The 18,185-nt window shown below is 66.2% G+C and carries 20 protein-coding genes; 3 read left to right on the top strand and 17 right to left on the bottom strand.

What is annotated here, in order from left to right; all coding sequences use genetic code 11:
• Window positions 1–7: 7 nt before the first annotated feature.
• From atpD to rpmH, 17 genes are all read right to left on the bottom strand, one after another.
• Window positions 8–1,384 (bottom strand): F0F1 ATP synthase subunit beta, encoded by a 1,377-nt coding sequence (gene atpD / locus LRG07_RS08700; protein WP_201170253.1) that lies wholly within the window; start codon window positions 1,382–1,384, stop codon window positions 8–10.
• A 64-nt stretch (window positions 1,385–1,448) separates the two neighbouring features.
• On the bottom strand, window positions 1,449–2,318 hold the full coding sequence (gene atpG / locus LRG07_RS08695) for a F0F1 ATP synthase subunit gamma (RefSeq protein WP_011815216.1): 870 nt from the start codon (window positions 2,316–2,318) through the stop codon (window positions 1,449–1,451).
• A gap of 63 nt (window positions 2,319–2,381) precedes the next feature.
• The gene (atpA, locus tag LRG07_RS08690; protein ID WP_201170251.1) at window positions 2,382–3,923 is read right to left on the bottom strand and encodes a F0F1 ATP synthase subunit alpha; all 1,542 of its coding nucleotides are present in this window, start codon (window positions 3,921–3,923) and stop codon (window positions 2,382–2,384) included.
• Between the two features lie 12 nt (window positions 3,924–3,935).
• On the bottom strand, window positions 3,936–4,472 hold the full coding sequence (locus LRG07_RS08685; protein WP_201170249.1) for a F0F1 ATP synthase subunit delta: 537 nt from the start codon (window positions 4,470–4,472) through the stop codon (window positions 3,936–3,938).
• A 9-nt stretch (window positions 4,473–4,481) separates the two neighbouring features.
• Window positions 4,482–4,952 (bottom strand): F0F1 ATP synthase subunit B, encoded by a 471-nt coding sequence (locus LRG07_RS08680; protein WP_201170247.1) that lies wholly within the window; start codon window positions 4,950–4,952, stop codon window positions 4,482–4,484.
• A gap of 47 nt (window positions 4,953–4,999) precedes the next feature.
• Complete coding sequence (gene atpE, locus LRG07_RS08675) at window positions 5,000–5,287, bottom strand: F0F1 ATP synthase subunit C (RefSeq protein WP_011815220.1); 288 nt, start codon at window positions 5,285–5,287, stop codon at window positions 5,000–5,002.
• A gap of 40 nt (window positions 5,288–5,327) precedes the next feature.
• Entirely contained in the window at window positions 5,328–6,128 is an 801-nt protein-coding gene (atpB, locus tag LRG07_RS08670) for a F0F1 ATP synthase subunit A (RefSeq protein WP_201170245.1), read from the bottom strand.
• 39 nt (window positions 6,129–6,167) lie between these two features.
• Window positions 6,168–6,590, bottom strand: coding sequence for an ATP synthase subunit I (locus tag LRG07_RS08665; RefSeq protein WP_201170242.1), 423 nt, complete (start codon window positions 6,588–6,590; stop codon window positions 6,168–6,170).
• A 76-nt stretch (window positions 6,591–6,666) separates the two neighbouring features.
• The gene (locus tag LRG07_RS08660) at window positions 6,667–7,560 is read right to left on the bottom strand and encodes a ParB/RepB/Spo0J family partition protein (protein WP_201170239.1); all 894 of its coding nucleotides are present in this window, start codon (window positions 7,558–7,560) and stop codon (window positions 6,667–6,669) included.
• 38 nt (window positions 7,561–7,598) lie between these two features.
• On the bottom strand, window positions 7,599–8,393 hold the full coding sequence (locus LRG07_RS08655) for a ParA family protein (protein WP_201170236.1): 795 nt from the start codon (window positions 8,391–8,393) through the stop codon (window positions 7,599–7,601).
• A gap of 38 nt (window positions 8,394–8,431) precedes the next feature.
• Window positions 8,432–9,061 carry a 16S rRNA (guanine(527)-N(7))-methyltransferase RsmG gene (gene rsmG / locus LRG07_RS08650; RefSeq protein WP_201170234.1) on the bottom strand — a complete coding sequence of 210 codons (630 nt, stop codon included), beginning with the start codon at window positions 9,059–9,061 and terminating at the stop codon, window positions 8,432–8,434.
• On the bottom strand, window positions 9,051–10,952 hold the full coding sequence (mnmG, locus tag LRG07_RS08645) for a tRNA uridine-5-carboxymethylaminomethyl(34) synthesis enzyme MnmG (RefSeq protein WP_238642147.1): 1,902 nt from the start codon (window positions 10,950–10,952) through the stop codon (window positions 9,051–9,053). Before mnmG ends, rsmG begins: the two co-directional genes overlap by 11 nt.
• A gap of 113 nt (window positions 10,953–11,065) precedes the next feature.
• A complete protein-coding gene (gene mnmE / locus LRG07_RS08640; protein ID WP_201170229.1) occupies window positions 11,066–12,475 on the bottom strand; it encodes a tRNA uridine-5-carboxymethylaminomethyl(34) synthesis GTPase MnmE in 1,410 nt (469 codons plus the stop codon).
• A complete protein-coding gene (gene yidC / locus LRG07_RS08635; RefSeq protein WP_201242134.1) occupies window positions 12,433–14,085 on the bottom strand; it encodes a membrane protein insertase YidC in 1,653 nt (550 codons plus the stop codon). Before yidC ends, mnmE begins: the two co-directional genes overlap by 43 nt.
• Before the next feature lie 6 nt (window positions 14,086–14,091).
• Complete coding sequence (gene yidD / locus LRG07_RS08630) at window positions 14,092–14,325, bottom strand: membrane protein insertion efficiency factor YidD (protein WP_201170223.1); 234 nt, start codon at window positions 14,323–14,325, stop codon at window positions 14,092–14,094.
• Entirely contained in the window at window positions 14,310–14,678 is a 369-nt protein-coding gene (rnpA, locus tag LRG07_RS08625; protein ID WP_201170220.1) for a ribonuclease P protein component, read from the bottom strand. The genes yidD and rnpA overlap by 16 nt, the downstream gene beginning before the upstream one ends.
• 19 nt (window positions 14,679–14,697) lie before the next feature.
• Complete coding sequence (rpmH, locus tag LRG07_RS08620; RefSeq protein WP_011814026.1) at window positions 14,698–14,838, bottom strand: 50S ribosomal protein L34; 141 nt, start codon at window positions 14,836–14,838, stop codon at window positions 14,698–14,700.
• A gap of 226 nt (window positions 14,839–15,064) precedes the next feature.
• Here rpmH and dnaA point away from each other — a divergent pair, with 226 nt between their 5' ends.
• The 3 genes from dnaA to LRG07_RS08605 all read left to right on the top strand — a co-directional run.
• Complete coding sequence (gene dnaA, locus LRG07_RS08615) at window positions 15,065–16,414, top strand: chromosomal replication initiator protein DnaA (protein ID WP_201170217.1); 1,350 nt, start codon at window positions 15,065–15,067, stop codon at window positions 16,412–16,414.
• Window positions 16,415–16,634: 220 nt separating this feature from the next.
• Window positions 16,635–17,735, top strand: coding sequence for a DNA polymerase III subunit beta (dnaN, locus tag LRG07_RS08610; protein ID WP_238642146.1), 1,101 nt, complete (start codon window positions 16,635–16,637; stop codon window positions 17,733–17,735).
• A 5-nt stretch (window positions 17,736–17,740) separates the two neighbouring features.
• The coding region (locus LRG07_RS08605; RefSeq protein ID WP_238642145.1) for an AAA family ATPase at window positions 17,741–18,185 on the top strand (445 nt) is incomplete at its 3' end.

Raw genomic sequence — 18,185 nt, 5'->3', positions numbered from 1 at the left:
CCCCGGATTACAGGTTCTTGGCCTTCTCGGCGGCCTCTTCGACGGTACCGACCATGTAGAACGCCTGCTCGGGCAGGTGGTCGTACTCGCCGTCGATGATCGCCTTGAAGGACGCGACGGTGTCCTTCAGCGGGACGTACTTACCGGACATGCCGGTAAACACTTCCGCCACGAAGAACGGCTGGGACAGGAAGCGCTGGATCTTCCGCGCCCGGGAGACGGTGAGCTTGTCCTCCTCGGAAAGCTCGTCCATGCCCAGGATCGCGATGATGTCCTTGAGCTCCTTGTAGCGCTGCAGGACACCCTGGACCCCGCGGGCGACGTCGTAGTGCTCCTGGCCGATGACCAGCGGGTCGAGCTGGCGCGAGGTGGAGTCCAGCGGATCGACCGCCGGGTAGATACCGAGCTCGGCAATCTGGCGCGAGAGCACGATGGTCGCGTCCAGGTGAGCAAAGGTCGTCGCCGGCGCCGGGTCGGTGAGGTCGTCGGCCGGAACATAGACCGCCTGCACCGATGTGATGGAACCGGTCTTGGTGGAGGTGATGCGCTCCTGGAGCTTGCCCATCTCCTCGGCCAGCGTTGGCTGGTAGCCGACTGCCGACGGCATGCGGCCGAGCAGCGCGGAGACCTCCTGGCCGGCCAAGGTGTAACGGTAGATGTTGTCGATGAACATCAGCACGTCACGCCCCTCGTCGCGGAAGTACTCGGCCATGGTCAGGCCGGTCAGCGCGACGCGCAGGCGGTTACCCGGCGGCTCGTTCATCTGGCCGTAGACCAGCGAGACCTTGTCGAGGACGTTGGAGTCCTTCATCTCGTGGTAGAAGTCGTTGCCCTCGCGGGTGCGCTCGCCGACACCAGCAAAGACGGAGTAACCGGAGTGCTCCACCGCGATGTTGCGGATCAGCTCCATCATGTTGACCGTCTTGCCGACGCCGGCGCCGCCAAACAGGCCGACCTTGCCACCCTTGGCGAACGGGCACAGCAGGTCGATGACCTTGATCCCGGTCTCAAGCAGCTCCTGGCCGCCGGACTGGTCCTCGTAGGTCGGCGCGTTGCGGTGGATCGGCCAGCGCTCCTCGGTCTTCACGTCGCCGGCCTCGTCCACCGGCTCGCCGAGGACGTCCATGATGCGCCCCAGGGTCCCCTGGCCGACCGGCACCGAGATCGGGCCGCCGGTGTTCGAGACTTTCTCCGAGCGCGTCAGGCCGTCGGAGGACCCCATGGCGATCGTGCGGACGACGCCGTCGCCCAGCTGCTGCTGGACCTCGAGGGTCAGGCCCCGCTCGTCGACCACGAGGGCGTCGTAGATCTGCGGCACCTGGTCACGCGGAAATTCCACGTCGACCACTGCACCAATCACCTGAACGATCTTTCCAGCGCTCATTCGGATCCCCTCAGATAGCTTCTCGCGGGCCGCGCAGGCCCGCCGTTGATATTGGAAATCGGTATTAGCCCGAAACGGCCTCGGCGCCCGAGACGATCTCGGTCAGCTCCTGCGTGATCGCCGCCTGGCGGGCCTTGTTGTACGTGATCTGCAGATCGTCGATGATCTCCGCGGCGTTGTCGGAGGCGCTCTTCATCGCGATCATTCGCGCTGCCATCTCGCAGGCGATGTTCTCGACCACGCCCTGATAGACCTGGGACTCGACGTAGCGGCGCAGCACATCATCCAGCAGCGAGGCAGCGTCCGGCTCATAGATGTAGTCCCAGTTCTCGAGCATTTCCTCCTCGCGAACCGGCTCGACCGGGATCAGCCGCTGGACCTGCGGCCGCTGGGTCATGGTGTTCACGAACTGGTTGCTCACCAGGTTCACCCGGTCGATGGTGCCGTCCACGTAGGCGTCGAGCAGGACCTTGATCGGCCCGATCATCTGCTCGAGCTTCGGGCGGTCGCCGATGTCGCGGACCTCGGCGGGGATCTCGACCCCGGTGCGCTCGAAGAAGCCGATGCCCTTGGCGCCGATGGGCACGACCTGGGCGCCGACGCCCTGCTCCTGCCAGCCCTTGAGGTCGTTGATCGCCGCCTTGAACAGGTTGACGTTCAGACCCCCGCACAGACCGCGGTCGGTGGAGACGACGATGTAGCCGACGCGCTTGACCTCGTCGCGCTCGACCAGAAACGGATGGCGGTAATCCGGATTGGCGTGGCCGAGGTGGCCGATGACCTGCCGGATTTTTTCGGCGTACGGCCGCGTCGCCTCCATACGCTCCTGGGCACGCCGCATCTTCGATGCGGCGACCATCTCCATCGCGCTTGTGATCTTCTGCGTGTTCTGAACGCTCTTGATCTTGGTCTTTACTTCTTTCGCCCCGGCCATGCCGTCACCTATGTGTCGTTAAGGGGCCGGCCGGGGAGCGTGCAGCTCCCCGGCAGCGCGTGCTCACCACGTGCGATTTTTCTTGAACGCGTCCATCGCCTTCTGCATCTCGGCGTGGATCTCGTCGTTGTAATCGCCGGTCTCCGTGATGCGCTGGAGCAGCTCGGCGTGCTCGGCACGCAGGTAGTCGAGCAGCGCCTTCTCGAAACGAACCACCTGGTCGTTCTCGACGTCGTCGACATAACCCTCGTTGGCGGCGAAGAGCACGAAGGCCATCTCACCGACCGACTGCGGCTCGTACTGCCCCTGCTTCATCAGCTCCATGGTGCGCTTGCCGCGCTCGAGCTGCTGGCGCGTGGTCTCGTCCAGATCGGAGGCGAACTGGGAGAACGCCGCCAGCTCGCGGTACTGGGCCAGCGCCAGGCGGACACCGCCGCCGAGCTTCTTGATGATCTTCGTCTGCGCCGAGCCACCCACGCGGGAGACCGACAGACCGGCGTTCACCGCGGGCCGCACGCCCGAGTTGAAGAGGTCCGTCTCGAGGTAGATCTGCCCGTCGGTGATCGAGATCACGTTCGTCGGCACGAAGGCGGACACGTCGCCGGCTTGCGTCTCGATGATGGGCAGCGCGGTCAGCGACCCCGTCTGGCCCTTGACCTCGCCATTGGTGCGACGCTCGACTTCCTCGGCGTTGATGCGCGAGGCGCGCTCGAGTAGCCGGGAGTGGAGGTAGAAGACGTCACCCGGGTACGCCTCACGACCCGGCGGCCGGCGCAGCAGCAGGGAGACCTGGCGGTAGGCCCAGGCCTGCTTAGTCAGGTCGTCGTAGATGATCAGCGCATCTTCGCCGCGGTCACGGAAGTACTCGCCCATGGCGCAGCCGGCGTAGGGGGCGATGTACTGCATGGCGGCCGACTCGGAGGCGCCGGCGTTGACGACGATGGTGTTGTCCATCGCGCCATGCTCCTCGAGCTTGCGCACCACGTTGGCCACCGTCGAGTTCTTCTGCCCGACCGCGACGTAGATGCACTTAATGCCGCTGTCCTTCTGGTTGATGATCGCGTCGACGGCCACCGCGGTCTTGCCGGTCTGGCGGTCGCCGATGATCAGCTCACGCTGACCCCGGCCGATCGGGACCATGGAGTCGATCGCCTTGAGGCCGGTTTGCACCGGCTGATCGACGCCCTCACGGGTGATAACGCCGGGAGCGACCTTCTCGATGGGCTCGCTGGCCTCGGTCTTGATCGGGCCCTTGCCGTCGCAGGGGCGGCCCAGGGCGTCGACCACACGGCCGAGCATAGCCTCACCGACCGGCACCTCGAGGATGCGGCCCGTGCACTTGACGGTGGCCCCCTCCTTGATGTGCTGATAGTCACCGAGGAGGACGGCACCGACGGAGTCCCGCTCGAGGTTCAGGGCCATGCCGAAGGTGTCGTCAGGGAACTCCAGCATCTCGCCGAACATGACGTCGGCGAGGCCGTGGATGCGGCAGATGCCGTCGCCGACACTGACGACGGTGCCTTCGTTGCGGGCCTCAGCCGCCGCGTCGAAGTTCTCAATGCGACGCTTGATGAGCTCGCTGATCTCCGATGGATTGACTTGCATCGTCCTACCTCGTCAATGAACCAGTGCACTCGAGAGGCGGGCCAGTTTGCCCTTCACCGAGCCGTCTATGGTGGTGTCGCCAGCGCGGATAATCGCCCCCCCGATGAGGGACTCGTCGATCCGCGTCTGCAGCCGCACCTCTCGGCCGAGGCGCTTGCGGAGCGCTTCGGCCAGGCGTTCTTGCTGCGCGTCCTCGAGCTGGGTCGCCGAAAGCACCTCGACATCGACGATGCCCTCGGCCTCGGCACGCAGCTGCTCGTAGACCCGGGCGACCTCCGGCGCGTACTGCAGGCGCCGGTTGCTCGCCAGCAGCCGGACGAAATTCTTCCCGGCCTGCCCGATGTCGCCTGCCGCCTCGCAGACTGTGCCGGCGAGTTCCTCGGCACTGATCCGCGGGTGGGTGAGCAGCGAGGCGAGCTGGGGCACCTGCACCACCTCGGCCACCGCCGCAAGCCGACGCGACCAAGCCTCGCGCTCGGTCGCGTCGTCACCGGCAAGCTCGAAGACGGCGCGCGCGTAAGGTCGGGCCAGTGTGCTGCGCTCGGCCATGGCGCCTCCCTAGATTTGCGTCGCCAGATCGTCGATCAGATCCTTGTGCGCCTTGGCGTCCACCTCGCGCTTCAGGATCTGGCTGCTCGCCTGCACGGCGATGGTTGAGACCTGCTTGCGCAGGTCCTCGCGGGCCCGCTGGATCTCCTGATCGATCTCCTCACGGGCGGAGGCCAGGATCCGGTCGGCCTCGGTGCGGGCCTCGGCCCGCGCCTCTTCGATCATCTCGGCCTGACGCTTGTTGGCCTGGTTGATGATCTGGCTGGCCTGCTCGCGGGCGTCCCGCAGCATGGCGTCGACCTCGGCCTGAGCCTTCTCCAGCTCCTCCTTGCCGCGTTCACCGGCGGCGAGGCCGTCGGCAATCTGCTTCTGCCGGTCGGCAAGCGCCTGTTGGATCGGCGGCCAGACGAATTTCATGGTGAACCAGACGAACAGCGCGAAGCTGATCATCGGCCCCCAGAACGTGGCACCAAAGTTCACGGTTTCACCTCCGATCGAGCTGGCGGCTTAAAAGCGCCGGCGTGTGTTTACGCGCCGGCGGCGGCCTCGACAGCACCCAGGAACGGGTTGGCGAAGGTGAAGAACAGCGCGATACCAACGCCGATCATGGCGACGGCGTCGAGCAGGCCGGCGACCAGGAACATGCGAACCTGCAGCATCGGGGCCATCTCGGGCTGACGGGCGACGCCCTCGAGGAACTTGCCGCCGAGGAGGCCGAAGCCGATACCGGTGCCGATGGCGCCGCCGGCGATCAGGATGCCCACGGTCAGGGCGGTCAGCCCCTGGACGTTAGCAATGAGCTCTGCGAGTTCCATGTGATTCCTCCCGGATTCTCAGTATCGAAAGTGGGGCAGTTTAATGTTCTTCATACGCCATGGCCAGATAGACCACGGTGAGCATCATGAAGATGAAGGCCTGCAGCGGCACGACCAGGATGTGGAAGATCGCCCAGGGCGTGCCGAGCGCCCACTGGATCCACCACGGGAGCAGAGAGATCAGGATGAAGACCAGCTCTGCGGCGTAGAGGTTGCCGAACAGTCGCAGGGAGAGCGACACCGGCTTAGCGATGAACTCCACGACGTTGAGGATCAGGTTGGCCGGAGCCAGCCACGGGCCCAGGGGATGGGTGACCCAGCTCTTGAGCCAGCCACCGACACCCTGGCCCATCACGCCGTAGATGATGATCAGCGCCAGCACGCTCAGGGACAGGCCGAAGGTGAAATTCAGGTCGACACTGGGAAGGATCTTCCAGTAGTCCACCCCCACGGCCATCATGATGCTCGGCACCATGTCGATCGGCACGAGGTCCATCAGGTTGGAGAGGAAGACCCAGCAAAAGATGGTCAGCGCCAGCGGCGCGATGACCTTGCTCTTCGCGTGGAAGGTCTCCTTCACCGTCTTGTCGATGAACTCGATCATGGCTTCGACGAAGTTCTGCAGCCCACCCGGTACGCCCGGCGTGGCCTGGCGGGCGGCCAGCCAGAAGACGTAGCAGAACAACGCGCCGAGACCGAACGACATGATCAGGGTATCGATATGGAGCGTCCAGAAGCCGGTGGCCCCGGAGTCGATCGTACCCTCGGTCAGGTCCAGGCGAAGGTTGGTGAGGTGGTGCTGGATGTAGTCCGTCGCGTCGAACTCGCTGTCGGCGCTCATGGCAAACGTTGCTCCCCGGTTTGGTACCGCGCGGATGCGCTAGGTACGGAGGGCCCCCAAGAAGAAGAACCAGTAGGTGCCTAGGGCGGCTGCGTACGTTGTTATCAGCGGCAGAAAGTGCCCGCTTAACCATCGGAGCGCGATAATAAAGAGCACCGCCGTGAGAATCAACTTCACGACTTCTCCGATGTAAAAAGCCCTGAGCACTTGCCGGGGCGCCGTCCCCGGCGCCTTGGAAAAGACGTGGGCCGCGTAGTAGGCCGAGGGGACGATGGCGATCGCGGCACCGCAGGCCGCGGCGATGGCCGACCAACCACCGTCCAGGAGCCAGAGGCCAGTGGCTATGGTGCCAACGCCGGCTTGGGTCAGCAGGACGGCGATAACCACCCGTAACGCCGGGCGGCGGCTGCGCCACATGCCCTGTGGCTCGTAATCCTGATTGAGGGCTTCGCTCACTTCCACGCTTTACGCCCTACGGCATCGATAAGTGGCGGAGTCTAAACGGCGGCATCAGGGGGGTCAAATCAGGCTCCCTTACTCAACGGATACGTCCGAGGATGCCGTCGAGTTCCTCGAGGCTGCTGTAACGGATGACCAGCCGACCCTTGCCCTGGCGGCGGCTGTGCTGGATGTCCACCGGCGCCCCCAGCCGATCGGCGAGCGTATCGCGCAGTCGCTCGACATCCGGGTCGAGGCGCCGGGCATCACCGCCCTGCTCCTGTTCGCTCTCCGAGGGCGCCGCGGCGGCCTTCTGGTAGCGGCGGACCAGGGATTCCGTCTGGCGCACGGTCAGCTGATCGCGGGCTACGCGGGCGGCCGCCTCGCTCTGCGCGGTGCCCGTCAGTCCGGCCAGGGCCTTGGCGTGCCCGGCTTCGAGGCGGCCTTCGCTGACCAATCGCTGTACATCCTCATTCAGTTCGAGCAGCCGCAGCAGGTTCGTTACCGCGGTACGGGAGCGCCCCACCGCCTCGGCGGTCTTCTGATGGGAGAGGCCGAACTCGTGGATCAGCCGCTGCAGGGCACCGGCGGCCTCCAGCGGGTTGAGGTCTTCGCGCTGGAGGTTCTCGATCAGACCGACGGCAATGGCGGCCTCGTCGGGGATGTCGCGGACCAGCGCCGGCACGTGGTCGATACCGGCGCGTTGAGCGGCCCGCCAGCGGCGCTCACCTGCGACGATCTGATAGCGGCCGGCCTCGGTGGGGCGAACCACCAGCGGCTGGACGACGCCCTGGGCGCGGATGGAGTCGGCCAGCTCCTGCAGGGCCTGATCGTCAAAGTGGCGCCGCGGCTGATGGGGGCCACGCTCCAGCAGATCCACGGGCAGGTCATGAAGCTCGCCGCCATCCACCGGCTGGCCGGCGGCGACGGCACCGGGCTCGGCACCGAGCAGGGCATCCAGGCCGCGGCCGAGACCACGCTTCTTGTTCGACATACGTCTGCTCTCTCCTCGGGTTGCGTGCGGTGAGTCGATCAGGCGGAGGCGGCCGTGGCCGCCTGGCCGCTGCGGTGGCGGCGTTCCATCTCGGTGGCCAGGGCCATATACGCCAGGGCGCCGCGCGAGGCGCGATCGTAAGCAAGGGCCGGTAATCCGTGGCTGGGCGCTTCGGCGAGGCGCACGTTGCGCGGGATCATGGTGCGATAGAGCTGCGCCTCGAAGTGGGCGGCGAGCTGCTCACCGACCTGATTGGCCAGGTTATTGCGGGCGTCATACATGGTACGCAGCAGCCCGTCGATGGCGAGGCTCGGGTTGGCGCTGGCCTGGACTCCGCGGACGGTATCGAGCAGCGCAGTTAATCCCTCGAGGGCGAAGTACTCGCACTGGATCGGGATCAGAACCCCGTGAGCGGCCACCAGGGCGTTCAGGGTGAGGATATTCAGCGAGGGCGGACAGTCGATGAGGATGTAGTCGTAGTCCTCGGTGACGGCGCGGAGCTGACGACTGAGTCGCTGTTCACGTCGGTCCGCCTCCAGCAACTCGACCTCGGCGGCGGTCAGGTCTCCGTTCGCGGGCAGGACGTCAAAGCCGGCGCCCTCGATGGCATGGATCGCCTCGGAGACAGCCGCCTGCTCGGCCAAGACCTCGTAGGCGGTCGGGGCAATCGCGCGGCGATCCAGCCCCGAGCCGACGGTGGCGTTGCCCTGCGGATCCAGGTCGATGAGCAGGACGCGCTTGCGGTTGGCGGCCAGCGAGGCGGCCAGGTTGACGCAGGTGGTGGTCTTGCCGACGCCGCCCTTCTGATTGGTGATTGCGATGATCCGACCCATGACACTCTCCTGCGTTTCGGCTCCCGGCCAGGCCGGGGTCAGGGTTGAACGGGCGCGCGGCGGATGACGAGTCGGGCGCGCCCCTGACCGGCGATGGCCGGCAACTCGTGAACCTCGAGCTCCGCGGCAATTTCGCCGGGAAGCTCGGCCAACTCTTCCTCGATGCGCTCGCCCTTGAGGGCGAGCAACGCCCCGCCCGGCGCGAGCAGGCACCGTGTTCCCTCGATCAGTCTGACCAGTGGGGCAACGGCACGTGCGGTGACAACCGCAAAGGTGCGCTGGTCGAACGATTCCATGCGCGCCTGACGGACCTGGACGTGGCTCAGACCCAGTTCGGTGGCGCATTGGCGGAGGAAGCGCGTCTTCTTGCCGTTGCTGTCGATCAGGGTGACCGGCCGTTCGGGCTCCACCAGGGCCAGAGCGAGACCGGGGAACCCTGCGCCACTGCCGACATCCGCCAGGGCGCCGGGCGGGAGATGGTGCCGCACCACCAGGCTGTCGAGCAGGTGGCGATCGATGAGCGTCCCGGTATCCCGCGCAGCGGTGAGATTGTACGCGCGATTCCAGCGCATGAGCAGGGACAGGTACGCCTCGAGGCGCTGCCGGGCAGGGCCATCGAGGTCGATATCGAGCTCCTCAAGGCGCGCATTCAGGTGGTTACGCGGCATCTTCATCCTCACTGACAGCCCGCAGCCACCCGCGGCGGCGCAGATGAATGAGCAGCAGCGAGATGGCAGCAGGGGTCACGCCGGGCAGGCGTGCGGCCTGCCCCACCGTTGTTGGGCGCATACGGGTCAGCCGCTCGCGCACCTCGGTCGAGAGGCCATCGATGGCCCCATAGTCCAGGGCGTCCGGGATACGGACGCTCGAATAGCGCTGGTGGCGCTGGTTTTCCAGGTCCTGCCGTTCCACGTAGCCGTCGTAGCGCGCCTCGATCTCCAGCTGCCGCACGGCACGCTCGGTTGGCCGGTCGGTCTCCAGGGCGCCGATGAATCGGACATCGTCGTACGAGAGTTCGGGGCGGCGCAGAAGGTCGTAGAGGCTCTGATCGCGCCGAAGACGTGCGCCCAGACGCTCCTCCTGCGCAGCGGAGAGCCCCCCCGGCTGAACACGCGTCGCCTGCAGGCGCTGGCGCTCGCTCTCCAGCGCATCCCGGTAGCGCGCGAAGCCGGCCCACTGCGCCTCTCCGACCGAGCCCAGACCGCGGCCGATCTGCGTCAAGCGGTCCTCGGCGTTGTCATCACGCAGACGCAGTCGGTGCTCGGCACGGCTGGTGAACATTCGGTACGGCTCGGTGACGCCGGTGGTGACCAGATCGTCGATCAGCACGCCGATATAAGCCTCATCCCGCGTCGGGAACCAAGGATCCTCGCCGGCGGGTACACGGGCTGCGTTGAGTCCGGCGATCAGTCCCTGGGCGGCGGCCTCCTCGTAGCCGGTGGTGCCATTGATCTGCCCAGCCAGATAGAGCCCGCCGACGGTGGCACTTTCCAGCCAAGGGGTCAGTCCGCGGGGGTCGAGATAGTCGTACTCGATGGCGTAGCCGGGGCGGGTGATTTGTGCCTGCTCGAGGCCCGGCATGCTGCGGATCAGGGCCTCCTGAACGGCAAATGGGAGCCCGGTGGAGACGCCATTGGGGTAGAGCTCAGTGGCGTGGAGCCCCTCGGGCTCGAGGAACACCTGATGGTGATCGCGATCGGCGAAACGTACCACCTTGTCCTCGATGGACGGACAGTAGCGCGGCCCAGAGGACTGGATGGCACCGCTGTACATCGGCGACTCGTCGAGCGCATCACGGATGATGCGGTGGGTCTCGGGGGTCGTCCAGCTGATCAGGCAAGCCGCCTCGGGGAGCGGGCGCTCCGGCGGACAGAACGGCGAGAACAGTGGGCGCGGGTTGTCCCCGTGTTGGGCGTCTAAACGGTCAACCGCGACGCTGCGGCGGTCGATGCGCGGCGGGGTGCCGGTCTTCAGCCGCTGAACCGGCAGACCGAGATTGCGCAACGATGCCGCCAACTGATCGGCCGCCGGATCGCCGGCACGCCCCGCGCTGTGGCGGGAGGCCCCGATGTGGATCCGTCCGGCCAGGAAGGTTCCGGCCGTGATGACCACTGCTGGGGCATGGAAGCGGGCACCGCTTTCGGTCCGTACGCCGCAACAGCGATCACCCTCGATCAGCAGCTCGTCGGCAGCATCCTGAAAGAGCGCGAGGCTGGGAAGGACGTCGAGTGCCTGTCGAGCGGCACGGGCGTACGTCGGTCGGTCCGCTTGGATGCGGGTCGCACGAACCGCTGGGCCCTTGCGCTGGTTCAGCACGCGCGCGTGGATAGCCGAGGCGTCGGCAAGGCGCCCCATGACGCCGCCAAGGGCATCAATCTCACGCACCAGGTGCCCCTTACCGATCCCGCCGATGGCGGGGTTGCAGGAGAGCGCACCAATAGTCTCAAGATTGTGCGTGATCAGCAGGGTCGAACGCCCCAGACGGGCGGCCGCAGCGGCGGCCTCGGTGCCGGCATGGCCGCCGCCTATAACGATGACATCGTAGCGGTTGGTGTTCATGCGGGGATTTTGGGCCGCCGGGGCAGAACCCTCAAGGGGGATGTTCCACGTGGAACAGTGCACACCCCCCCGACTGGGCTCCCCTCCCCAAAACCGGAGTGTTCCACGTGGAACTACTTGCCGATGCAGAACCCAGAGAAGATCCGATCCAGTAGTGCTTCGTGGCTGACGCGGCCTGTAATCTCGCCCAGCGAGCTCTGCGCCCGACGCAAGGCCTCCGCGACCAGCTCTTCCTCACCGCCCCGCGTCGCTGCCCCCAGCGCCTCTTCGAGTTCTCCGGCGGCCCGATCCAGCGCATCCAAATGACGCTGCCGCGCCGCCCAGGCGTCGTCCCCAGCCTCGCCGGCCACCAGCGACTCCAGACCGTCGCGAAACGCCTCCATGCCAGCCCCGGTCCGCGCACTGACCCGCGCCACCGACACGTGCCCACCGAGTGCGCCACCCTCTTCCCACCCGGGTGCCTCCCCGGTCTCGTCGATCTTGTTCCAGACCACAACCGCCGGCCCGGGCGCCTGCGCCTCCAGCCGCTCTCGCAGCTCCCCGTCGAGCGCCCCACCGGCCTCCACAACCACTAAAAGCAGATCCGCCTCCGCTGCAGCCGCCCGTGCACGCCGGGCGCCTTCAGCCTCGATTTCGTCCTGCTCCTCGGCACGCCGTAATCCGGCCGTATCCAGCAGCTCCGCCCGCCTCGCCCCGATCACCGCCCGCTGCCGCACCACATCCCGCGTGGTGCCCGCGCGACCCGAGACAATCGCCGCCTCCTCCCCGCTCAGTCCGTTCAGCAAGCTCGATTTCCCCGCGTTCGGCGGCCCAATGAGCACCACCCGCATTCCATCGCCGAGTCGGACCCCTGCCGATGCACGCCGCCGAATCTCCTCAAGCTCCCCCAGCAAGCCCCGAACCTCTCTGCCGAGCTCCGGCGGATCGGCCGGCACGTCCTCGTCGTCCGGGAAATCCAGGAAGGCTTCCACATGCGCCCGCAGCTCGAGCATGCGCTCCCCGAGCCGATCCACCCGCTGCCCGAAAGCGCCGGAAAGAGCGCGCAGCGCCGCCCGACGAGCGCTGTCCGTCTCCGCCTCGATCAAAGACGCCACCGCCTCGGCCTGCGTCAGATCCAGCCGACCATTGAGGAAGGCGCGCTCCGAGAACTCCCCGGGCCCAGCCGGACGCGCTCCCGCCGCGCAGAGCGCCCCGAGGATCGCTCCCACCGCCGCAGGGCTCCCGTGGCCCTGCAGCTCCACCACGTCCTCCCCGGTATACGACGCCGGCGCCTTGAAAACCAGAACCAGCCCTTGATCGAGCACTTCCCCGGCCGCATCCCGAAAGCGCCGCAGTGCCGCCTCCCGCGCCGCCGGCAGCGGACCGGCCACCGCTTCCGCGACCGCCAGTGCCCGCCGACCGGATACCCGAACGACAGCGACCCCGCCCTGCCCGGACGGGGTCGCCATCGCACAGATCGTGTCGGCCTGCCGGCCGTCGTCTACGCTGTGTCGGATTTCTCCACCTGACGCAGTATGTACCATTGCTGTGCGATCGACAGGATGTTGTTGGTCAGCCAGTAGAGTACCAGTCCCGCCGGGAACAGCATGAAGAAGCCGGTGAACACGAAGGGCAGGACCTGCATCACCCGCTTCTGGATCGGATCCATCGGCGGCGGGTTCAGCTTCATCTGCACCAGCATGCTCGCGCCCATCAGCAACGGCAGGATGAAGTAGGGATCGCGGCTGGACAGATCCTGGATCCAGAGCATGAACGGCGCGTGCCGCAGCTCGACACTCTCGACCAGGACCCAGTACAGGGCGATAAACACCGGGATCTGCACCAGGATCGGCAGGCAGCCGCCCAGCGGGTTGATCTTCTCCTTCTTGTAGAGCTCCATCAGCGCTTGGTTCATCTGCTGCCGATCATCCGAGTAACGCTCCCGGATCTGTTGCATCTTCGGCTGAACCTTGCGCATCTTCGCCATCGAGCGATAGCTGATCGCAGAGAGCTTATAGAAGGCGATCTTAATCAACAGCGTCAGGATCAGGATCGCCACGCCCCAGTTCTTGACCAGGTTTTCGATCTGATCCAACGCCCAGAACAGCGGGTTGGCGAGGATGGTCAGGAACCCGTAATCCACGGTCAGACGCAGGTCGTCGACCTCCAGCGCCGACCCCACCGCCGTAAGCCGGTCCTGCTCCTTCGGGCCGATGAACAGCCGGTTCGTCTTCTGCCCGCTTTCCCCCGCCTCGAGCTGCAGCCACGGCGAAGACATGCCGAGCAGGTACGTCTCCTGCGGGAGTGCCCGCGTGTAGTAACGGTACGTCTCGCCACGCTCCGGGATCATCACCCCGAGGAAGTAGTGCTGGAGCATGGCCGCCCACCCGTCACGCACGTCCCGCGACAGGTCCGAGTCCTCCATGTCGCTGAAGGAGATCCGGCTAAAGCGATCCTCCTGCGTATACAGCGACCCCCCGGTGAAGCTGTGGATGTACCACGGCGTGGTGCCCGGCGGATCCGGCCGCCGACGCAGCTGGATGAACTGGAACCCGCTCCAGTCCGCCTCGGCGTTGTTCTCGACCTCGTGGCGGACATCCACCAGGTAGCTGTCCCGCCGGAAGGTGTAGACCTTGCGCACCTTGACGCCGTCTTGCTCCCAGACCAACGGAACCTCGACGGTGTCCTCACCCTCGCCGAGCTCGAACGCCTCCTGCTCCACCTCGTAGCGGGCGTCTCGGCCTGGTACAGGTCCATCGCCGCCGAGCCCCGCCTGAGCGACGAACAACGGTTCACCCTCATCGCGCAACAGCCGGTACGGCGTCGGGTCGTCCGAAGCCTTCTGGTGCTTGAGCAGATCCAGTTGCCGAATGTCACCGCCCCGGGTGCTGATCTCCGCCTCAACCAGATCGGTCCTCACCCGCACCCGCTTGGCATCCTCCTCGTCCGGATCCACGACCCCTTCCGCCATCGGGTCCCCGGCGTCGGGCTCCTCGGCCCGGGACGGTGCATCCGGTGCCTCGTCGTCGACTTCGACCTCCTGTTCCTCCACCACTGTTTCCGCGGGTTCCATCTGCTCCCGCTCCCAGGCGAAGTACAACAGCAGGCTGATCCCGGCCAGGGCGATCAGGAGGATGAGGCGTTGATTCTCCATGGGGATCTACTCTCGCGTACGGTCGGTGCGCTCCGGTACGGGGTCGAGCCCGCCCGGATGCCACGGGTGACATTTGCCCAGACGCTTCACCGCCAGCCAACCTCCGCGCCACGGACCGTGACGGGAGATCGCCTCTGCGGCGTATTCAGAACAGGTCGGGAGGAAACGGCAGCGCGGCCCCAGAAACGGGCTCACCACATACTGATAGGTTCGAATCACCCCGATCAGGAGCCATCGCATGGCCGCCCCCGCGCGTGCGCCCAGAGTTCCTCCAGCGCGCTGAAAAGGGTCGCGTTGTCCGCCTCGGCGACCGCACCGCGCACCCCAACCACAAAATCGCGGTCCGGCAGAGCCGCCTGCCGGACCCGGAAACTTTCGCGGATGATCCGCTTGACTCGGTGCCGTTGTGTGGCCCGGCGCAGTACCCGTTTGGGCACGGCCAGCCCCAGCCGCGGGCGCCCGCACCCATTTTGCCGCGCGCTGATGCGGAAGTAGCGGTTCGACGCCCGCCACTCCGGGGTTCGGAGCACTCCCTCGAACTCCGCACGCTGGAGCAGCCGTGCGGCCCGCGGGAACCTCTCGTCGACCGACAAGAGGAAGCAGGGACCCGGATCAGGCCGTCGGGGTCAGACGCTTGCGCCCCTTGGCGCGGCGGCGCTTGAGCACGAGGCGACCGCCCCGGGTGGCCATGCGGGCGCGGAACCCGTGGGTCCGCTTACGCTTGATATTACTCGGCTGATACGTGCGTTTCATGGTTCACGACTCGTTCATAGAAAGGGATCGGGAGGCCGTCCTCCGGCCAGTGAGCCGCGAATCTACTTCGCCATCAAGGGCCTGTCAATTGCTACAGCGACGCACCGCGTTGCTGTGGAAAACCGGGGAAACCTGTGGATAACCTCCGGACCCCCATTTAGACTGTGTCGTCCACAACCCCCGGCCTTCCCGGCCCACCACCCGGAACAACGAGGTAGCCGTCACGATGGACGACTCGGTCTGGAGCGCGTGCCTTCAGCAGCTAGAGCGCGAGATCCCCGAGCAACAGCTCAACACCTGGATTCGACCCCTGCAGGCGCAGCTCGAGGGCGACGCCCTGCGCCTCTATGCGCCGAACCGCTTCGTCCTCGATTGGGTGCGCGACAACTTCTCCGCGCGCATCGGCGAACTCCTCGCCGAGATCCGTCCCGGTGAAGCGCTGCGCGTGGAGCTTGAGATCGGCTCCCCGCCCACGCCGGAACAGCGCCAGGGCAGCACCGGCGGTACGGCGCAGGCGTCCACGCAGCGCAGCTCCGAACCGCGACAGCGACCCGTCGACTCCAATCTCAACCCCGGCTTCACCTTCGATTCCTTCGTCGAGGGCAAGTCGAACCAGCTTGCCCGTGCTGCCAGCATGCAGGTCGCCGACAACCCGGGCGGCGCCTACAACCCCCTCTTCCTCTACGGCGGGGTCGGTCTCGGCAAGACCCACCTGATGCACGCCGTCGGCAACGCCATCCGCACGGCCCGCCCCGAGGCCCGCGTCCTCTACCTGCACTCGGAACGCTTCGTCGCCGAGATGGTCAAGGCGCTCCAGCACAATGCGATCAACGAGTTCAAGCGCCATTATCGCAACCTGGATGCCCTGCTCATCGACGACATCCAGTTTTTCGCAGGCAAGGAGCGCTCACAGGAGGAGTTCTTCCACACCTTCAACGCCCTGCTCGAAAGTGAGCAGCAGGTGATCATGACCTGCGATCGCTACCCGAAGGAGGTCAACGGCCTCGAAGAGCGTCTGAAGTCCCGTTTCGGCTGGGGGCTCACGGTGGCCATTGAGCCACCCGAACTCGAAACCCGCGTCGCCATTCTCAAAAGCAAGGCCATCCGCGACGGCGTCGACCTCCCCGATGAAGTCGCCTTCTTTGTGGCCAAACGCCTGCGCTCGAACGTCCGCGAGCTCGAGGGCGCCCTGCGCCGCATCACCGCCAATGCGCAGTTCACCGGCCGCGCCATCGATGTCGACTTCGCCAAGGAAGCCCTGCGCGACCTCCTCGCGCTCCAGGACAAGCTAGTAACCATCGACAACATCCAGAAGACCGTGGCGGCCTACTACAAGATCCGCGTCGGCGATCTGCTCTCCAAGCGTCGCAGCCGGTCCATCACGCGGCCCCGCCACATGGCCATGGTCCTGGCTAAGGAACTGACTTCCCACTCACTGCCCGAGATCGGCGACGCCTTCGGCGGTCGCGACCACAGCACCGTCCTCCACGCCTGCCGCAACATCAAATCGCTGATCGAGGACGATGCACGCCTCGCCGAGGACTACGACAACCTGTTGAGAACCCTGAGCACTTAACCGGGGGCAAGCTGTGGAAAACCCGTGGAGGCTTTCCCGCCTCATTTTCCTCCCCAGGTTTTCCACACGTGGCACACCACTGGCACCGGTACTTGTTGTGAACTCTTTGTTCCTTCCCAGACAGTGCCTTATCAACGCTTTCCACAGGTTGACGCGGGGCCAATAACAACAACAAGCTTTCTCTTTTCCTAAGCAGTCATTACAGCCAACGAGGACGAACATGCGCTTCGAGGTCCAACGCGAACCCCTGCTCGCCGCTCTCCAGTCCATCGTCGGGGTCGTCGAGCGCCGCCAGACCCTGCCCGTTCTCGGCAATATCCGGGTCGAAGCACGCCCGGAACAGCTCCAGCTGACCGCCACCGACCTCGAGGTGGAACTCGTCGCCTACCTCGAGGCTCACACCCAAGACGAGGGTGTCATTACTCTTCCTGCGCGGAAATGGCTGGATATCTGCCGTAATCTTCCGGAAGGTGCCTCGATCAGCATCGAAACGAACCAGGATCGCGCTACGCTTCGTGCCGCCAGCAGCCGTTTTTCCCTCGCCACCCTGCCGGCCGACGAATTCCCCGAGGTAGAGTCCATCGGCCAAACCGAGTCCGTCGATATACCACGCACGGAGCTGCGCAAACTGATCGAGCGCACCCATTTCTCCATGGCGCAGCACGACGTCCGCTACTACCTCAACGGTCTGCTCCTCGAGCTCACCGGCAGCGGCGCGCGTGCGGTGGCCACCGACGGTCACCGCCTCGCCCTGGCCGAGAGCGACAGCCCGGTGAGCGTCTCCCAACCTCGGCAGGTCATCGTGCCGCGCAAAGGTGTCCAGGAGCTCTTGCGCCTGCTCGATGACGCTGATGAATCCGCCACCCTGGAATTCGGCACCAACCACGTTCGCGTCACCCTCCAATCGGTGCGCTTCACCTCCAAGCTCATCGATGGTGTCTTCCCCGACTACAATCGGGTGATCCCCCAGGACGGCGACAAGCACGTGCTGATCGACCGCCAATACCTGCGTCAGGCCCTGACCCGCGTCGCCATCCTCTCCAACGAGAAATACCGGGGCATCCGCTTTGCGGTGGAGGGCGACACCCTTCGCATCGGTTCGCACAATCCCGAACAGGAAGAGGCCGAGGAGGAAGTCAGCGTCGACTATGGCGGTGACGCCGTGGAGCTCGGTTTCAACGCGAACTACCTCCTCGACGCCCTCGGCGCCCTGGACACCGACCGCGTGCAGGTCACCCTGACCGATGCCAGCAGCAGCGGCTTGATCCGCGGGGAGGGCCTGGACAACGCCCGCTACGTCGTGATGCCGATGCGGCTCTGAGCTGAATGGAACGCCTGGAGGTCCACGGCTTCCGCAATCTGGATGAGACCCAGCTGCGGCCCCACCCTCACGTCAACGTGGTGATCGGGCCCAACGGCGCGGGCAAGACCAGCCTGCTCGAGGCAATCTACTTCCTCTCGCGGGTTCGTTCCTTCCGCACCCGGCAGAGCGATCGGTTGATCCGCTGGGGGGCGGACGAGGCGCGGGTCATCGCCGGCCGCGGCCAGGATCGCCTGGGGGTGGCCCGCTCCCCCGGCCATACCCGGCTGCGTCTCAACGGCGCCGACGCCAGCACCCGGTCGGCGCTGGCAGCCCGCCTACCGGTGCAGCTGATCAACACCGAGCACCAGCGCCTGCTGCTCGATGGACCCCGGGTCCGCCGCCAGTTCCTCGACTGGGGCACCTTCCACCTGGAGCCCGGCTACCGCGCGCTGGGGGCGCCGGGCCCCC

It is taken from the genome of Halorhodospira sp. 9622, assembly GCF_022228025.1.
In the GTDB taxonomy this organism is placed as follows: Bacteria; Pseudomonadota; Gammaproteobacteria; order Nitrococcales; family Halorhodospiraceae; genus Halorhodospira; species Halorhodospira halophila_A.
This window is presented reverse-complemented; position numbering and strand designations above follow the sequence as displayed.